Source organism: Halorubrum sp. SD41 (genome assembly GCF_058630335.1).
In genome coordinates, this window is sequence record NZ_JBZVGZ010000001.1 from 103,958 (window position 1) to 121,498 (window position 17,541).

The 17,541-nt window shown below is 69.0% G+C and carries 16 protein-coding genes; 6 read left to right on the plus strand and 10 right to left on the minus strand.

Going from position 1 to position 17,541, the window contains the following annotated elements:
* Positions 1 to 3 precede the first annotated feature (3 nt).
* Together cdrS and AC4NMM_RS00560 are read right to left on the minus strand one after the other, a co-directional pair.
* On the minus strand, positions 4 to 183 hold the full coding sequence (cdrS, locus tag AC4NMM_RS00555; RefSeq protein WP_004595187.1) for a transcriptional regulator CdrS: 180 nt from the start codon (positions 181 to 183) through the stop codon (positions 4 to 6).
* 216 nt (positions 184 to 399) lie between these two features.
* On the minus strand, positions 400 to 1,005 hold the full coding sequence (locus AC4NMM_RS00560; protein ID WP_096393807.1) for a double zinc ribbon domain-containing protein: 606 nt from the start codon (positions 1,003 to 1,005) through the stop codon (positions 400 to 402).
* Between the two features lie 158 nt (positions 1,006 to 1,163).
* On the opposite strand from AC4NMM_RS00560, the gene AC4NMM_RS00565 reads away from it, so the two are divergent.
* The 3 genes from AC4NMM_RS00565 to AC4NMM_RS00575 are packed head-to-tail and all read left to right on the plus strand — an operon-like array spanning position 1,164 to position 6,264.
* Complete coding sequence (locus tag AC4NMM_RS00565; RefSeq protein WP_096393806.1) at positions 1,164 to 1,625, plus strand: DUF7518 family protein; 462 nt, start codon at positions 1,164 to 1,166, stop codon at positions 1,623 to 1,625.
* An 18-nt stretch (positions 1,626 to 1,643) separates the two neighbouring features.
* Positions 1,644 to 5,228, plus strand: coding sequence for a chromosome segregation protein SMC (gene smc / locus AC4NMM_RS00570; protein ID WP_491923266.1), 3,585 nt, complete (start codon positions 1,644 to 1,646; stop codon positions 5,226 to 5,228).
* On the plus strand, positions 5,221 to 6,264 hold the full coding sequence (locus AC4NMM_RS00575; protein WP_096393804.1) for a segregation and condensation protein A: 1,044 nt from the start codon (positions 5,221 to 5,223) through the stop codon (positions 6,262 to 6,264). Before smc ends, AC4NMM_RS00575 begins: the two co-directional genes overlap by 8 nt.
* Before the next feature lie 345 nt (positions 6,265 to 6,609).
* Here the strand turns inward: AC4NMM_RS00575 and mtnP are convergent, their stop codons facing one another.
* The 3 genes from mtnP to AC4NMM_RS00590 form a co-directional block, all read right to left on the minus strand.
* A complete protein-coding gene (gene mtnP / locus AC4NMM_RS00580; RefSeq protein WP_491923267.1) occupies positions 6,610 to 7,476 on the minus strand; it encodes an S-methyl-5'-thioadenosine phosphorylase in 867 nt (288 codons plus the stop codon).
* Between the two features lie 93 nt (positions 7,477 to 7,569).
* A complete protein-coding gene (locus tag AC4NMM_RS00585; RefSeq protein WP_491923268.1) occupies positions 7,570 to 8,568 on the minus strand; it encodes a YeiH family protein in 999 nt (332 codons plus the stop codon).
* The gene (locus AC4NMM_RS00590) at positions 8,565 to 8,726 is read right to left on the minus strand and encodes a hypothetical protein (RefSeq protein ID WP_172863933.1); all 162 of its coding nucleotides are present in this window, start codon (positions 8,724 to 8,726) and stop codon (positions 8,565 to 8,567) included. Before AC4NMM_RS00590 ends, AC4NMM_RS00585 begins: the two co-directional genes overlap by 4 nt.
* Positions 8,727 to 8,854: 128 nt before the next feature.
* Here AC4NMM_RS00590 and AC4NMM_RS00595 point away from each other — a divergent pair, with 128 nt between their 5' ends.
* On the plus strand, positions 8,855 to 10,279 hold the full coding sequence (locus AC4NMM_RS00595; protein ID WP_096393800.1) for an HD domain-containing protein: 1,425 nt from the start codon (positions 8,855 to 8,857) through the stop codon (positions 10,277 to 10,279).
* Positions 10,280 to 10,324: 45 nt separating this feature from the next.
* Here AC4NMM_RS00595 and AC4NMM_RS00600 read toward each other — a convergent pair whose 3' ends face one another.
* The 3 genes from AC4NMM_RS00600 to AC4NMM_RS00610 all read right to left on the minus strand — a co-directional run bounded on the left by AC4NMM_RS00600 (position 10,325) and on the right by AC4NMM_RS00610 (position 14,298).
* Complete coding sequence (locus AC4NMM_RS00600) at positions 10,325 to 11,740, minus strand: FAD-dependent oxidoreductase (RefSeq protein ID WP_096393799.1); 1,416 nt, start codon at positions 11,738 to 11,740, stop codon at positions 10,325 to 10,327.
* Positions 11,741 to 11,893: 153 nt separating this feature from the next.
* A complete protein-coding gene (locus AC4NMM_RS00605) occupies positions 11,894 to 13,183 on the minus strand; it encodes an MFS transporter (protein ID WP_491923269.1) in 1,290 nt (429 codons plus the stop codon).
* 2 nt (positions 13,184 to 13,185) lie between these two features.
* Positions 13,186 to 14,298: an MBL fold metallo-hydrolase gene (locus tag AC4NMM_RS00610; RefSeq protein ID WP_491923270.1), complete on the minus strand. Its 1,113-nt coding sequence runs from the start codon at positions 14,296 to 14,298 to the stop codon at positions 13,186 to 13,188.
* 87 nt (positions 14,299 to 14,385) lie between these two features.
* On the opposite strand from AC4NMM_RS00610, the gene AC4NMM_RS00615 reads away from it, so the two are divergent.
* Complete coding sequence (locus AC4NMM_RS00615) at positions 14,386 to 15,120, plus strand: helix-turn-helix domain-containing protein (protein WP_092920945.1); 735 nt, start codon at positions 14,386 to 14,388, stop codon at positions 15,118 to 15,120.
* 132 nt (positions 15,121 to 15,252) lie between these two features.
* A complete protein-coding gene (locus AC4NMM_RS00620; protein ID WP_491923271.1) occupies positions 15,253 to 16,062 on the plus strand; it encodes a nucleoside phosphorylase in 810 nt (269 codons plus the stop codon).
* A gap of 2 nt (positions 16,063 to 16,064) precedes the next feature.
* On the opposite strand, the gene AC4NMM_RS00625 is transcribed toward AC4NMM_RS00620, so the two are convergent.
* Positions 16,065 to 16,742, minus strand: a complete 678-nt coding sequence (locus AC4NMM_RS00625) for an HD domain-containing protein (protein ID WP_491923272.1) — start codon at positions 16,740 to 16,742, stop codon at positions 16,065 to 16,067.
* Positions 16,743 to 16,754: 12 nt separating this feature from the next.
* Positions 16,755 to 17,450 carry a phosphoribosyltransferase gene (locus AC4NMM_RS00630; protein WP_096393797.1) on the minus strand — a complete coding sequence of 232 codons (696 nt, stop codon included), beginning with the start codon at positions 17,448 to 17,450 and terminating at the stop codon, positions 16,755 to 16,757.
* Positions 17,451 to 17,541 lie beyond the last annotated feature (91 nt).

Consider the following 17,541-nt stretch of genomic DNA (forward strand, 5'->3'; position numbering starts at 1 on the left):
AGTTTACACCTTCGCCCAGTTGCGGTTGCGGCCGCGCTCGTCGCGCTCGCCGTCCTGTTCGTTCAACATGTCGCGGACGGCCGACCGGATCGCCTCGCTCCGGTTCGGGAACTCGCCCGTCTCCACCATCTGTTCGACCTCGTCGATCTGCTGTTTCGGGATTCGTAGTGTCACACGCTCCATTGGTATTCCCCCGGTAAGACGGCGAACACGCGACGCGTGTGTCTTACAGCGCGAAACCGCCCGACTGCGGGGCGACACCCCGCACCGGCCGGCCGCTGTAAGACGACCGTCTTACGCAATTGAAGTCACCGAGCGAACCATTATAAAACTACCGGAGGGTGTAAGACAGAACGTGAAAACGCCCGAAAATAGGCGTATACGGGCCGTCAGAGTCGATTATTGATCTTTCAAAACGTCCGCCGCCGGGGTCCGGCGTCCGCATCCGGGACAGAACGCCCAGTCGGTTCGGAGCTCGTCGCCGCACTCGCAGAAGGCTCTATGCGACTGCTTTTCACCGCAATTCGGGCAGTAAACGTGGTCAGACGGGACGGTTTCGCCGCATCCGCCGCAGGCGTTTTCGCGCGTTTGCGCGCCCGGACCCCGGTCCGTCTTACGCGCGCTCGCCTCCGCCTCGTCGGTCGTCTCACGCGTCACACGCACCTCGTCGTCTCGGTCGTCCGATCCGGCGTCCGGGGCGTCGAGCGTGACGTTTACGTTGATATCGCCGGCGCTCTCGGGTGTATACGCCCGCGTCGAGGCACCGCCCGCCGGACCGAGTCGCTCGTCGAGCGCGGCGTCGAGCCGCTCCGCGATCAGCTCGTCGACGCGGTCCACGAGGGCGTCGTCGACGCTCCCGGTCGTCGCGTCGGACGCGTCGGACGCGTCCCCCTCGCCGTCGAGATGGGTCCGGAGCGCCTCCCGCATCACCTCGCTTTTGGAGGCGTCACACGCTTCCAGCCGGTCGACGAGGTCGTCGTCCGCCCGGAAGGTGATCTTGCTCATACCGCGGGTGTACCCTCGGTCGGTATAAGTATCTTCTCCTGTCGTCTGACACGTTTCACGGTGCCGAAACGTTCGGCGGGCGGCGGCCGAATCGTGCGGTTTGGTCACACATGTGTCTGACGCAGATTTATACGCGTCGCGCGAGCATGCGTGTGTATATGAGCAACCGCGTCGAGGACCTCGAACGGCAGGTCGCGGAGCTACAGGCGGCGGTCAACGGGCTCACCGAGGAGCTCGTCGAGATGAAAGAGCGCGTCCGACAGCTGGAAGACGAGCGGTCGGTCGCGGTCGAGGAGGCGGCCGCCGAGGCGACGGCCGGTTCCGAAGCGGCGGACGCCGCGGCCGACGAGTCCGCGACCGAGGAGTCCGCCTCCGACGACGCGTCGGCGGTGTCCGGCGGCGAGCGGACGACCCACTCCGACGACCACGTCGACGTCTTCGAGTCGGTCGAGGAATCGTCCGACGGCGCCGACGAGGAGGCGGCGACCGACGACGCGGACGGGGGAGGCGACGTCGTCGTCCCCGAGCAGTCGGCGACCACGCCCGACGCCGACGGCGAGGAGACCGCCGAGGACGACGACGGCGAGTCGAGCGAGGGCGACGACATCATCGTCGCGTAAGCGGTCCCCTCCGACCCCATGCACATCACTGAAGTCGTTCTGGACGGGTTCAAGAGCTTCGGGCGTACGACGAGGATCCCCTTCTACGAGGACTTCACCGTCGTCACCGGGCCGAACGGCTCCGGCAAGTCGAACATCATCGACGGCGTGCTGTTCGCGCTCGGGCTCGCCCGCACCCGCGGGATCCGCGCGAAGAAGCTCACCGACCTCATCTACAATCCCGGCCACGACGACGGCGAGGCCGCGGACGGGCCGAGCGAGGCCTCCGTCACGGTCGTGCTCTCCAACGAGGACGGCACCCTCGACCGGTCACAGGTCGTCTCCGCGGCCGGCACGGAGAACATCGGCGACGTCTCCGAGATCACGATCAAGCGCCGCGTGAAGGAGACCGAGGACAACTACTACTCGTACTACTACCTCAACGGGCGCTCGGTGAACCTCTCGGACGTCCAAGACCTGCTCGCGGCCGCGGGCGTCACCCCGGAGGGGTACAACGTGGTGATGCAGGGCGACGTCACCGAGATCATCAACATGACCCCGTACCAGCGGCGGGGGATCATCGACGAGATCGCGGGCGTCGCGGAGTTCGACGAGAAGAAGGAGGCCGCCTACGAGGAGCTGGACACGGTCGAAGACCGGATCGGCGAGGCGGACCTCCGCATCGGCGAGAAAGAGGACCGGCTCGACCAGCTCGCCGACGAGCGCGAGACCGCCCTCCAGTACCGGGAGCTCCGCGACGAGCTGGAGGAGTACCGCGGGTTCCGGAAGGCCTCGGAGTTAGAAGACAAGCGCGACGCGCTCGCGGACGTCGAGGGCGACATCGACGAGGCCGAGACGGACCTCGAATCGCTCCGCGAGGAGCTCGACGCCAGACAGGGGAAGCTCACCCGACTGGAGGAGGACCTCGAAGACCTCAACCACGAGATCGAGACGAAGGGCGAGGAGGAGCAGATCCAGATCCGCTCGGAGATAGAGGAGATCAAAGGCGAGGTCTCGCGGCTGGAGGACAAAATCGAGTCCGCCGAGTCGCGCGCGGAGTCGGCCGAGAACGACCGGCGGCAGGCGTTCGTCCAGATCGATCGCAAAGAGGAGAAGGTCGAGGAGCTGGAGGCGGAGATCCGCGAGACGAAAGTGGAGAAGGCGTCGGTGAAGTCGGAATTGGCGACGAAGCGCTCCGAGCTCGCCGACGTCGAGGCCGAGATCGAGGGCGCGGACACGGAGTTCGACGAGCTGAAAAGCGATCTCGCGGAGAAGAAGGAGGCGATCGAGTCGCTCCGCGAGGAGAAAAACGAGACGCAACGCGAGAAGGACCGGCTGCTCGACGAGGCCCGCCGCCGCTCGAACGCGGTCAGCGAGGCCCGCGAGGAGCTGGAGGAGGCCCGCGAGTCGATCCCGGAACACAAGGCGCGCATCTCCGAGCTGAAAAGCGAGCTCGACAAGGCCGAGAAGAACCGGGAGACCATCGAGGACGCGGTCGCCGACCTCTTCTCTGAGAAGGCGGAGAAGGAGGAGCGCTTAGAGAAGATCGAGGAGACGCTCCGCGAGAAGCAGAACGAGTACGCCAAGCTGGAGGCGGCCGCCGACGAGCGCGGCGACGCCTCCTGGCCCCGGGCGGTCACCGAGGTGAAGAACGGCGGCATCGACGGCGTCCACGGCGCGGTCGGCGAGCTGGGCTCGGTCGAGGCCGAGTACGCCGAGGCCTGCGAGACCGCCGCGGGCGGCCGGCTGGCGAACGTCGTCGTCGACGACGACGGCGTCGGCTCGACCTGTATCGACTACCTGAAACAGCGCAACGCGGGGCGGGCGACGTTCCTCCCCATCACGAAGATGGACGACCGGAGCCTGCCGCGGAAGCCCTCGCTTCCGGGGGTCGTCGACTTCGCGCGGAACCTCGTCGACTACGACGCCGAGTACGAGTCGATCTTCTCGTACGTGCTCGGCTCGACGCTCGTCGTCGAGGACATGTCGACAGCGCGCGATCTGATGGGCGACTACCGGATGGTCACGCTCGACGGCGACCTCGTCGAGAAGTCCGGCGCGATGACCGGCGGCTCCGGCGGCGGCTCCCGCTACTCGTTCACGAAGTCCGGCGGCGGGAAGCTGGAGCGGCTCGCGACGGAGATCTCCGACCTCGAGGACGAGCGGCAGTCGGTCCAGTCGGAGATAGACGCGCTCGACGACGATATCGAGGACGCCCGCGACCGCAAGGCCGACGCGGCCGAGCGCGTCCGGTCGCTGGAGGCGGACGTCGAGCGCGCCGAGGACGACCTCGCGGAGGCCGAAGCCCGGATCGAGGAGCTGGAAGACGAGCTCGAAGAGCTGGAGGCGGAACGCGAGTCCGTCGACGAGCAGATGACGGCGTTAGACGAGGAGCTCGCGGCGACCGACGCGGAGATCGACGAGCTCGCGGCCGAGATCGACGACATCGAGGCCGAGCTCGCGGACTCGAAGATCCCCGAGCTCTCCGAGCGCGCCGACGAGATCCGCGCGGAGATCGACGACTTAGAAGAGCGGATGGACTCGTTCGACAGCCGGATCAACGAGCTGGAGTTGGAGAAGGGATACGCCGAGGACGCCTTGGACGACCTCCACGACGACGTCGAGGAGGCGCAGAACGCGAAGGCCGAGGCCGAGGAGGCGATCGCCGAGCACGAGGCCGCGATCGAGGAGAAGGAGGCCGAACTGGCCGAGAAGAAGGAGTCGATCGCCGACCTCGAGGAAGAGATCGCGGACCTGAAAGAAGAGCGCGAGGAGCTTCGCGAGGAGATCCGCGAGGCGACCCGGAAACGCGACGAGCAGCGGTCGCTCGTCTCGGAGGCCGAGTCGGACCTCTCCGATCTCACCGATCGCCGCGACCGCCTGGAGTGGGAGATCGACGAGCTGGAGTCGCAGGTCGGCGCCTACGACGCCGACGAGATCCCCGACCTCGACGAGGTGGAGTCGCGGATCGAGGAGCTGGAGTCGGAGATGGAGGCGCTCGAACCGGTGAACATGCTCGCGATCGACGAGTACGAGGAGGTCCAGGAGGCGCTCGACGAGCTCCAGGAGCGCCGGGACGTGCTCGTCGAGGAGCGCGACGCGATCGAGGAGCGCATCGAGGGGTACGAGGCGGCGAAGAAGGAGACGTTCATGGAGACGTTCGAGTCGATCAACGACCACTTCGAGGACATTTTCGCGCGACTCTCGGCCGGCAGCGGCGAACTCGTCTTGGAGAACCCGGAGGACCCCTTCGAGGAGGGGTTAACGATGAAGGCCCAGCCCGCGGACAAGCCGGTCCAGCGGCTCGACGCGATGAGCGGCGGCGAGAAGTCGCTCACCGCTCTCTCCTTCATCTTCGCCGTCCAGCGCCACAACCCGGCGCCGTTCTACGCGCTCGACGAGATCGACGCGTTCCTCGACGCGGTCAACGCCGAGCGCGTCGGCGAGATGATCGAGGAGCTGGCCGAGGACGCCCAGTTCGTCGTCGTCGGCCACCGCTCGGCGCTGTTGGAGCGCTCCGACCGCGCCATCGGCGTCACGATGCAGGGCGACAACCTCTCTGCGGTGACCGGGATGCAGTTCGGCGACGACGCCGACGAGGAGGGGGTGAGCGCGGATGACTGAGGAGGGAAGCGACGGCGCGCCGGGCTCGGACCCCGACGGCGGCGTCCCGGACCTCGACCTGACGAGCGAGCGCGACGGCGCCGACCCGTTCGCCGACGACGCTCCGGACGATGGCGGTTCCGATTCGGCCGCCGCGTCCGGCTCGGACGCGACCGACCGGGACGAGACCGACGAACCCGGCTCGGACGTGCCCGACGAGTCCGACCCGGTGCCCGACGTCTCGCCCCCGGACGAGACCGACGACGACGAGGTCGAGCCCGTCGAGCTCCTCGTCCAGCTCGCCGAGGAGGGCGAGATCGAGCCGTGGGACATCGACATCGTCCAGGTGACGGACGCGTTCTTGGAGAAGCTCGACGAGACGGACCTCCGGACGACCGGGCGGGCGCTGTTCTACGCCAGCGTCCTGCTCCGGATGAAAAGCGACGGCATGCTGGCGGACGACGACGAAGAGGAGGAGCCCGAGCCGGAGCCGTGGGAGGTGGCGATGGAGGGCGGTGCGCCCGACCCGGCCGACGGCGACTTCGATCCGGTCGACGAGCTGGAAGACGAGATCGACCGTCGGCTCGACCGCAAGAACACCCGCGGCTCGCCGGAGACGCTCGACGAGCTGGTCCGCGAGCTGCGCGAGGCCGAGCGCGGCTCGTGGTGGAAGGACTCCCGTCAGTACGACACCTCGGAGTCGCCGCACGGCCACGCCCGCGGCACGCAGACGCTCGACTACCACGCGGACGACGAGTTCCGGGAGGACGGAGAGCCGACCGCGGGCGAGGCGACCGACCGCACCCACGACGAGGACATCGAGGAGGTGATAGTGGAGATCGACAACGCCCTCCGGACCCACTTCGACCGCGGGCGGACGGAGGTGCTGTTCGCGGAGATAGAGCGCGCGGGCGGCCGTCCGTTCATGACGTACCTCGCGCTGCTGTTCATGGCCCACCGCGGCTCGGTCCGGCTCCAGCAGGACGACCTGTTCGGCGACCTGTGGGTGAAGGACCCGGCCGCGATGACCGGCGAGTCGGAAGCGATCGCGGACTAGTACGTTTTCGAGGTCACAGCCGTCTCCAATGCCGCAGCCGCTCGATTATAAATCGTTGACCGCGGATTGATTGGGAACACCTCCAAAGCCCCAGTCGGGAGGGCGGCGCACGCTCGCCGCGCTCCTCGCTCGTTCGCTTCGCTCACTCCCTGCGGTGCTCGCGTCGCCTGCGCCGCCCTCCCGACTGCCCCTTTGAGCCCCACCCCGCACAGCACCGCAACCGCACCTCATCCCTCCCCAGCCTCGTCGGTCGCCCATCGCTTCGCTCGGGCGACCGACTCCCTCGCGGGCTCCTCGCGGGCCGAGGGCCCGCTCGGAGGCGCGCCACCGCACCGCCTCGTCTATTTATAAGTAGTCGCCCAGCAGCGGCTCGACGCGCTCCTGCGTTTCTTCCGGAATCGCCTCCGTCGGCGTGTTGACGGTGCCCTCCAGCGACGTGTGCGCGTCGCACTCCAGATCCTCGGGCAGCGACCGTACGGCCTCCTCGACGGCGGCCTTGATCGCTTTCTGGTTCTTCTCGGCGTTTTCGAGGACCTCTTCGAGCGTCACCTCGCTGTCCTCCTTCCAGACGTCGTAGTCGGTGACGCCGGCGATCGTCGCGTACGCGATCTCGGCCTCGCGGGCCAGCTTCGCCTCCGGGATCGCGGTCATGCCGACGAGGTCCCAGCCCTGACTCTTATAAAACTCCGACTCCGCGCGCGTCGAGTACTGCGGTCCCTCGATGCAGACGTAGGTGCCGCCCTTCACGACCTTCGTGTCTTCGGGCGCGGCCGACTCCGCGGCCTCGGTGAGGTGGTCGACGAGTTCTGGACTATAGGGGTCCGCGAACGGCTGATGGACCACGACGCCGTCGCCGTAGAAGGAGAGCTCGCGGCCCTTCGTCCGGTCGTAGATCTGGTCCGGGACGACGAGCGTCCCCGGCTCCAGCTCCTCCTTCAGGCTCCCGACCGCGTTCGACGCGAACACGTGCGTGACGCCCGCCTTTTTTAAGGCGTACATGTTGGCGCGGTACGGGAGGTCGGTCGGCGAGACGCCGTGGTCCGAGCCGTGCCGCGGCAGGAACGCCACCTCGCGGCCCGTGTCGCCGAACTCGCCGATCGTCACCGCGTCGCTCGGCTCGCCGTACGGCGTGTCGAACTCGACCTCGCGCACGTCGTTCAGGGGGAGCGCCTCGTAGATGCCGCTGCCGCCGATGAATCCGATGGTTCCCATACCCGGAGTGCGCCCGCTCGCCACTTATATGACGTGAACCCGGTCGGCGGCGTGCGCGCGGCGCGCGGCCGACGACTCGCTGCGCGACGCGGCTTACAGCAGCCAGCGAACCGCCGCGAGCGCGGCCGCGCTCACGACGAGCAGGTGGACGAGGACGGCGCCGACCGGCGCCGCACCCACCGCGCGCATGTCGTCGATCCGGATCGAGAGCCCGAGGCCGACGAACGCCAGCGCGAACAGCGCGTCGGAGACGCGCCCGATCGACGCCAGCGCGGCCGGCGAGAGCAGCCCGCTGTTGGCGACCGCCGCCACGAGGAGGAAGCCGAGCAGGAACTTCGGGAACTCCGCCCACAGCCGCCGGACGCCCGGATCGGCGGCCGAGCGCGCCGTGTACGCCACCGAGTACGCGACCGCGACGCCGCCGAGCAGCGAGTTGCGCGCCAGCTTCGTCACGGTCGCCCACTGGCCCGCCTCGGGCGAGTAGGCGAACCCCGCGGCCGCGACGGGGCCGGTCGAGAACATGCTCACGCCCGCCCAGACGCCGAACTGCCGGCCGGTGAGGCCGAGCCACTCGCCCGCCAGCGGGAACGCGACGAGCGTCACGGCGTCGAACAGCAGGATCGTCGCGGCCGCGAACGTGATGGCGGCCCCGCGCGCGTCGAGTACCCTGCCGATCGCGACGACCGCGGAGACGCCGCAGATGCTCGCCCCGGCCGCGAGCAGGGAGGAGGTGGGCGACCCGATCCGGAAGAGGCCGCGGGCGACGACCTCCGCGAACAGGAGCCCGCCGGCGACGACCGCGGCCACGAGGCCGAGGACGGTCGGTCCCGCGGTCAGGAACTCCTCGACCGCGACCGCCGCGCCGAGCAGGACGATCCCGGTCTCCAAGAACAGCTTGTCGACGCCGACGCCCGGCTCCGCGACCTCCGGGATCCCGACGGTGTTCCCGACCCCGACGCCGAGCGCGACGGCGACGACGAGCGGCTGGAGGCCGGGGACTACGCCCGCGACGAGCGTCGCGGCGACCGCGCCGCCGGCGAGCAGCGCGAGGCCGGGCAGGTACGCCCGGACCGCCTCGGTGACGCCCGTCACAGCGCCTGTCCGACGAGGTGCGCGGCGACGATTCCGAGCCCCAGCGCGAGCGCCTGCCAGCCGCGGTCGAGCGCGGTCCAGCGGTCGACGAGCGAGGGGTCGGTCGCGTCGGCGGTGTTCGGCCGCGCATCCGTCCCGTCGGCCGCGTCCGATACCATACCCGTGACTCGCCGCGCTCGCATTTATGTAGTGTGAATCGGGGCGCTCCGGGGAGCCGGAGGAGCGGACCGCAGTCGGCTGACGACCGAAAGAGGCAGGGTGCGGGAGGGTGTGGTGCCCACAATCGATGCCCACGACTCAGATCAAAGACGCCGTCCACGGCTACATCGAGCTGCCGGACGCGCTCGTCGAGGGGGTCGTCGACACGCGGCCGTTCCAGCGGCTGCGGTACGTCCGCCAGCTCTCCGCGACCCACCTCGTGTACCCGGGCGCGAACCACACCCGGTTCGAGCACTCGCTCGGCGTCTACCACCTCGGGCGGACCGTCTTCGAGAACCTCCGCCAGCAGTCGTACTTCACCCGGGACGCCGCCGTCGACGAACTGGAGGAGATCCAGCGCACGCTGGAGTGCGCCTGCCTGCTCCACGACGTGGGCCACCCGCCCTTCTCGCACCTCTCCGAGGGGTTCCTCGACGAGGGCCTCCTCCGAGAGCGCGTCGCGGAGACCGGGCTGGTCGACGCCTTCGATCGGGCCGGCGTCGGCGGCGCGCCGCTCCGCTCGGCGAACCCGCACGAGCTGCTCGGCTGCGTGATCATCGTCGAGGAGTACGGCGACGCCCTCCGCGCGTTCGACGTCGACCCCTTCGAGGTGTGCGCGTACGTGCTCGGCTACAGCCTCGCGTACGAGCGCGGCGAGCCGTGGCAGTACGGCGTCGGCGCGCAGCTGCTCCACTCCCCCATCGACGTGGACCGGCTCGACTACATCACCCGCGACAACGAGATGACGGGCGCGGGCGTGTTGAGCTTCGACGTCGAGCGGATGGTCGACGCCTACACCGCCCACCCCGAGGCGGGCCTCGCGCTCTCGGAGAAGGCGCTCTCGACCATCGGCAACTACCTCGAAGGGAGAATCGCGCTGTACATGTGGGTCACCCAGCACCACAAGTCGGTGTACGCGAACCGGCTCCTCCAGGCGCTTCTGGGCGAGTACGAGCGCGAGACCGGAGAGAACCCCGTCACGGTCGACGGCATCTTGGACCGCGAGCTCGACGACAACGCGGTGCTCGAACGGCTCCGGACCGCCGCCCGCGAGACCCCCGACTCGACGCTCGCGTCGATGTACGACCGATTTCGCGGGCGGCGCTTCCCCGCCACCTGCTGGAAACACCGGATCGCGCTCGCCGACCGGATCGGCGGCGACCTCGACGACGACCTCGGCGTGGACGGCGACCCGCTCGACGAGTTCACCGACTGGCTCACCGCCGGCGACGACCGCTTGGAGCGGCTCCTCGCCGACGCCCTCGACGTGCCGGTCCACGAGGTGTGGATCGACCGCTCGTACGTCCCCGCCTACGACCCCGACGAGCTAGAGGACATCCCAATCGCGTACGGCGGCACGACGCGGTCGGTCGCCGACTGGGGGCTGTACGGCGACCGCGCGTTCGACGTGCCGATCCCGTTCGTCTTCGTCCCCGACGGGACGAAGCGCCGGGCGATCCGCGTGCTGCGGGAGGCGTTCGAGCGGGAGGTCGCGGAGAAGACGCGCGCTTAGGTCGGCCTTCGAGGCCGTCAGCCGCGGAACTGGCCGACGGTCGGATCAGTCGTCGGCCTCGGCCGCGACTTCCTCCTCGTCCGCCTCGTCGTCCGCTTCCGCCTCGTCGTCCGCTTCCGCCTCGTCGTCGGCCCGCGGGAAGTTCTCGATGGTCGCGTCGCGGAAGGCGTCCTCGTCGAACTCGTGTTCCTCGTCGAAGAAGCCGAGGACGGTGTCGACGTCCCGCATCGCGTTCTTCAGTGCGGTCGACGCGCCGGGCGAGGGCGTGATGTTGAACAGGATTCCGTCCTCGACGATCTTCGCCTCGCCCATGTCCAGCTCCTTGTTCTCGGTGTCGACGATCTGGGGCCGCACGCCGCCGTACCCCTTCGCGCGGTCGATGTCGTCGACGTCGACGCTCGGCACGACCTTCTGGACGTTCGGGAGGAACGCGCGCTTCCCGACCGCGGGGATGTCGTACACGAGGTTGCGCACGACGTACGGGAAGAGGATCTTGTCCGAGAGGATGTTGACGTAGCTCAGCACGGAGTCCGGGTTGAACCCGAACACGTCGACGAAGTCGCTCACCGTCGAGAGGTGGCCGCGTTCGAGCGCGGGCACGAGCTTCGCGGTCGGCCCGAACCGGGTGACGCTCCCGTCGTGGACGTCGGCGTCGCCGTGGACCGCCGCGAACGGGAGCTTCTTCATCTGGAGCGTGTACACCTTCCCGTTCAGCAGGTCGTCCGCGAGGAAGAAGCTCCCCGCCACCGGCAACAGCGACATCCCCTCGCCGTACCCCATCTCCTTGGCGAACTGGAGGCTGTGCGACCCGGCCGCGACGACGACCGCCTCGGCGTCGAACTCGCCGTCGTCGGTGTCGACCGTGAACCCGTCGCCCCGCTCGTCGACGTTCGTCACCGTCGTTCCGAGGTGGACGGAGACGCCGTCCTCCTCGCGGGCCGCGTCGACGAACGACTCCGCGACCGCGCCGTAGTCGACGACGTAGCCGTCGGGCGTCTGGAGCGCCTTCAGATCCGTGTCGGGGTCGCGCCCCTCGACGACCTTCGGCTCCAGCTCGGCGATCTCCTCGCGGCCGATCTCGCGCAGCTTCGGGAACAGGTCGCCGAACCCGTTCTCGCGGTAGCGCTCCTCTAACTTGGCGACCTCCTCGTCGCCGACGCCGAGGACCATCTTGCTCCGCTTGCTGTGCATCTCGCGGTCGGGGTCCGACCCCTCGAGGTAGCCCGCGAGCAGCTCGGCTCCCTCCTTGACCTCCTCCGCCTTCTCCAGGGTGTAGTTCGTCTCGATGTCCCCGAAGTGGAGCGTCTGGGAGTTGTTCGTCCGGTGGGAGTTGATCGCGGCGATCTCCCGTTCCTTCTCGATCAGCGTGACGTCGTCGACGTCGGTGAACTTCGCGACCGTGTACAGAAGCGACGCCCCGCTTATCCCCCCGCCGATGATTACGAGATCGGTGTCAGACATGCGTGATGAAAGTGCTCACCTCGTGAGACGGCCTCCCCCGTTAACCCTTTTACCATCCTCGCGCGAAATCGAGGGGTAGAAGGCCTACGAACGTCGATTGTGGGAACGACGATCGTCGAACCCACTCTCGGTCACGCCACCGTCCGCCGCCGGCTAGTCCCCTGCGGCCGGTTCGGTCGGCGGCTCCGGCGCTGGAGCGGGCGGCTCGTGGGTCCCGAACTCGGGGTGGGTCTCCTCCATCCAGACGACCACGATCGCGCCGGAGAGGAACATCAGGACGGCGGTCAGGTAGAACGCCGCCTCGGCGTTGACGAACTCCATCGCGAGCCCGATCAGGATCGCGCCGACGGCGTAGCCCGAGTCGCGCCACATCCGGTAGACCCCCATTCCGGCCGACCGCCAGGTCGGGTGGGCCGCGTCGCTCGGAACGGTCATCAGGTTCGGGTATAAAAGCGCCATCCCGAACCCGGAGACGCCGGCCAGCGCGGCCCACGCGAGGTATCCCTCGACGAGGACCATTCCGAGGACGCCCGCGCCGGCCAGGAACATCCCGGCGATGACCGGCGGTCGCCGGCCGATCCGGTCCGCGAGGCCGCCGGTGCCGATCTGGAGGAAGTACATCGCGCTGTGGACGCCGACCACGGCCCCGACCGCCGCGATGTCGAGCCCCTGGTTCAGCAGGTACAGCGGGACGGCGATCCAGAACAGCGTGTCGACGAAGTTCTCGACGTGGCCCGCCTGCGCCGCCGCGAACAGCGTCCGGTCGCCGTAGGTCGCCCGCTTCAGGACCTCGTTGAACGGGAGGTTCGCGTCGCGGTCGTCGTCACCCCCCTCGACCTGCGCGTACTGGACGGTCTCTCTGATCAGGAACACCGAGACGAGGAACGCCAGGACCACGACGACAGCGAGGAAGTAGAACGGCTCCGGCCGGAGGCCCCACCGGCTGGCGATGACGCCCGTCACCCAGGCGCCGACGGCCACGCCGGTGTAGCCGAACGACTCGTCGATGCCGACCGCGAGGCCGCGCTGGTCGGGGCTCGCGAGGTCGATCTTGGCGTTGATCGCCATGCTCCACGTCAGCGCCTGGTTGATCCCCAGCAGGACGTTCCCGACGGTGATCCAGCCCCAGCTCGGGGCGAAGATGAGGATGACCGGCAGCGGGAGCGCCGTGACCCACCCGGCGATGAGCACTGGTCTGCGGCCGTACTCCTCTCCCCACTTCCCGGCGTAGAGGTTGAGGATCGACTTCACGATCCCGAAGGAGACGACGAACGAGCCGATCACGAGGAACGACTCGACGCCGAGTACGTCCTCCCCCAGCGCGGGGACGACGGTGCGCTCGGACCCGATGGTCAGGCCGGTGGCGAACACCAGCAGGACGTGGAGCGAGAACTGCCAGCGGTGTTCGCGGATCCCCTGTTTGATGTCGGTTGCCGTGCTCATCGTCACTCGGCCGCGCAGTTGTTCGGCCCCAGCTCCAGCTCGGCCAGCTCGTCCGCCGGAACCGACTCCTGTCCCACGTTCGTGCGCTTGACGCGCTCGAAGTTCGGGGGGTGGTCCGGGACGTCCGACGCGAGCTCCTCGACGAACGCCTCGCGGTCGCGGCGGAGGTCCGCGTTCCGGCGCTCGACCTCACCGAGCGTCGCGGTCACCGGCGGCTCGGGCGAGCCGGGGTCGTGCGCCGGGAGCACGACCGCGTCGTCCGGCCGGTCCAGCAGCCGCCGGAGGCTCTCGTACAGCGTCGCGGCGTTCCCCTCGACGTCGGCGTCCTCGATCCCGGCCTCGACGCCGAGTTCGACGCGACCGACGCTCTCGTGGAAGAGGGTGTCGCCGGTGAGCAGCGCCCCGCCGCCGACGTCGAACGAGACGCTCCCCTCGCTGTGTCCGGGCGTGTGAACGACCTCGACGTCGAGCCTGCCGACGGCCACGGTCTGCCCGTCCTCGATCGGCGCCGCGTCGAGGGCGAGCGCGTCCTTCGGATGGAGGTAGTAGGAGACGCCGTAGCGGTCGGCGAGTTCCGCCGCGCCGGAGACGTGGTCGGCGTGGGCGTGCGTGTCGAAGACGCCGATCAGATCGGCGTCGTGCTCGTCGAGGATCGCCTCGTACTCGTCGAGGTAGTGCGACGGGTCGAAGACGGCGGCCTCGCCCGCCGAGACGAGGACGTGCGAGAGGCATCCCTTCCCCGGACGCGCGACCTGGACGAGCGTCCCGTCGAGGTCGACCGGGACCTCCGCGTGCCGGTGGACGCGGCTCCAGCCGTTCATCCCGTCCGCGAGCGTCACGGCGTCGTAGCCCAGCTCGCGGAGGACGTCCGTCGCCGTCCGCGAGACGACGCCCGCGGCGCAGACGGTCACGATCTCCGCGTCATCGGGGAGATCGGAGAGGGCCGGCTTGGCGGTATCTGGGTCCTCGGTCAGTTCGTCGTACACGTCGACGTTGACGCTGCCCGGGATGTGCCACTCCTCGAACTCCGCCTCGTGACGGACGTCGAGGACGAGCGGCCCCTCGTCGTCGTTTCGCAGCTGTTCGCTGAGCGCGTCCGGCGATAGCTCCTGCATCGTACACCGGTATAGCGGGGAGAAGGGGATACGGCCACTGCCGGACATGACCGGCACCGTTAATGCGTGTTAGTTCCAAAATTCCGTATGAGCCTGTACGAGGCCTCGATCCGAGTGAAACACGAGTGTCCGTACCGGGAGATCTCCGAGCGACATCCGGATCTCACCATCCGCGAGTGGCCGCTGAGCGACTGTCAGGTGCTCGAGATCACCGCGGAGACGACGCCGACGGACGCACTGCTCGACGAGATAGATCAGATCGGAACCGTCCTCCACGAGTCCGCGGACGACGACGGGTACCACGTCGTCACGCAGTCCTGTCTCTGCTCGCTCGAGGAGTCCGTTATCGATCGCTTCGAGAAGCACAACTGCCTGTATCAGTCGCCGACCATCTACCGGCAGGGCTGGGAGCATTACACGGTCGTCGCGTTCGACGGCGCCGACATCCGAGCGCTGCTCGGCGACCTGCGCGCCGACAGGGAGATCGAGCTGCTCTCGAAGACCGAGATCTCGGAGACCCAGATCCCGCACAGCATGCTGGCGCCGGCGAACCAGCTGTTCGAGGACCTCACCGACCGACAGCTGGCGGCGCTCCAGTTGGCCTTAGAGCGCGGCTACTACACCCAGCCGCGCCAGACCTCGCTGCGCGAGCTCGCCGACCAGACGGCGGTCGCCCGCTCGACGTACGAGGAACACCTCCGGAAGGCGGAGAACAAGCTGCTCACGAGCGCGGGACAGTACCTGCGACTCGTCACCGCGACGTCGACGGGCGACCCGCTGGAGGTCGAAGAGACCCGTCGGGCCGAACGGGCCGCGGATTAGTTCGGCGACGGGAAGCGGGACCCTCGGGCGCCGACGAACTCCTCAGGCGCCGACGGAACCGCTTCCGTTCGAGGGCACGGAGTCGTCGAGCGACCGTAACCCCCTTTCGTCGGTTCGGCGAACACGACTCATATGACCGACCCGTCCGACTCGGACGCGTCGCCGCTCTTCGAGGCGAAGGCGCTCGACGAGCCGTCCGTCTTCGATCCGGATGCCCTCCTGAAGAACGCCCGACGGCAGAAGGACCTCCCGGAGCGCTCGGTCCCGGACGTCTGCGTCCTCGACCCGGACGGGGACATCGTCCGCCAGTTGGCGGCCACGGGCGCGGCGCGGAAAGACGAGACGTGGCCCGGCTACCACACCGAGCTCTACCGGTTCGAACGAGACGGCGAGGAGTTCGGGATCGTGGGCTGCGCCGTCGGGGCGTCGTTCGCCGTCCTCGTCGCGGAGCAGCTGTTCGCCGCCGGCTGCGAGTTCCTCGTCAGCGTGACCTCCTCGGGACGGATCGTGCCGAAGGACGACCCGCCCTACTTCGTGCTCATCGAGCGCGCGCTCCGCGACGAGGGGACGAGCCACCACTACCGTTCGGCGGGTCGCTACGCCCGCCTCGACCCCGACCTCCGCGCCTCGGTCGAAGACGCGTGCGAGTCGGTGTCGCGCCCGGTGTACACGGGTGCGACGTGGACGACCGACGCGCCCTTCCGCGAGACGGAGACCGCGATCGAACGCGCCCGGTCCGAGGGGATCCTCGCGGTCGAGATGGAGGCGGCGGCGCTGTACGCGTTCGCGGACGTCCGGGACCGGCCGGTCGTCTGCTTCGCGCACGTGACCAACCAGATGGGGCAGACCGAGGAGGACTTCGAGAAGGGGGACGCGGACGGCACCCGCGACGCGTTGGAAGCGATCGAGGCGGCCGCGGCGGCGTGGCGCGCGTCGAATTGAACTCACTCCCCGTCCCGCGCGGCCCGGTACCGCTCGCGAACCGTCGCGAACAGTTCCCTCCCGGCCTCGGTCCGGAGCCGCGGCTCGGTCGTCGCGAAGAACTCGTCGAGGTCGTCGTACTCGCGGAACGCGTCGGGCTCGCCCCTCTCCGGGTCGTACCGGTCGCCTCGTTCGTAGACAACTGCCTGGAGGCAGGTGTCGAGCAGGTCGCACTCCTTGACGAGGACCGCCTCCGGCGACTCGCGGGCCTCGTACGCCTCCCACGCGTTCCGGACGCGCTCGGGGAGCGGGCCGGCGAGATCCGCCATCGCCTCGCGCTCCGTGGCTTCCTTCGCCTCGCGATCGACCGCGTCGGCGGTCGAATCGGCCCGAGTCGCCACGTCGCCGGTCTCGGCCTCCGCGGCGTCGTGGACGACCGCGAGCCGCAGGGTGCGGTCGAGGTCGACGCTCGGGAGGTCACCGCGGAACCGGTCGCCGAGCGCCAACACGAGGTACGCGACCCCCCACGAGTGGGCGGCGACGGACTCGGGGGAGTCGACCCCGCGGAGCTGCCAGCCCGTGCGCCGCTCGTCCTTCAGATCGTACGCGGCGAGCACGGCGTCGAGGGCGTCGTCGCGGCCGTCGTCGGCGTCCGCGTCGCGGTCGTCGTCACCGGCGTCGTCGTCCGATTCTCCGGCCATCGCTCCGGTCCGCTACTCGGCGAGCGCCCAGCTCTCGTCGCCGACGGGCTCGGCCACGTCCCGGCGGACCATCTCGTCGATGACCTCGTCGAGGCGGTCGGGCTGGGCGACCTCCATCTCGATCCGCCCGATGCCGTGGAACTCCTCTAAGTAGTGCCGCAGGTCCTCCCGCGAGAACGCCGACTCGTCGGCGCGCTCCATCGCGCCCTCGGTGAGGTCGACCATGTCTTCGAGGAAGTTCCACGGGTAGACGACCCACGTCCACTGTTCGAGGCGCTCGCCCACGAAGTCGGGCTGGAACTCGGAGGTGCCCAGCAGCTGGAGCGTCGCGGTGCGGATCTCGGCGGCGTCCCGCTCCTCGACGTACTCCTCGGCGCGGCGGATCGAGCCGCCGGTGTCGGCGATGTCGTCGATGATGAGGACGTTCTTCCCCGCCACGCTCCCCTCGGGCATCGGGTAGCGGATCTGGGGCTCGTCGCTCTTCTCCGCGGCGCCGACGTAGTGTTCCATCTTGAGGCTCGTGAGGTCGTTGAGCCCGAGGAAGTCGCAGACGCAGCGCCCGGCGAACCAGCCGCCGCGGGCCAGGGCGACGACCATGTCCGGCTCGAAGTCGGCCCGCTTCACCGCGTCGGAGACGTTGCGGCAGAGCCCGTAGATGTACTCCCAGTTGGTGAGCGTGCAGTCGAAGTCGTCCGGGAGGTCGCTCATACGAGCGTACCTGCCACCCGCGCGCTGATAAGGGTTTAGCTCCGGCGTCGCGGGAGGTTCGCGCCCTCCCGATCGATGTCGCGTCGCTCGT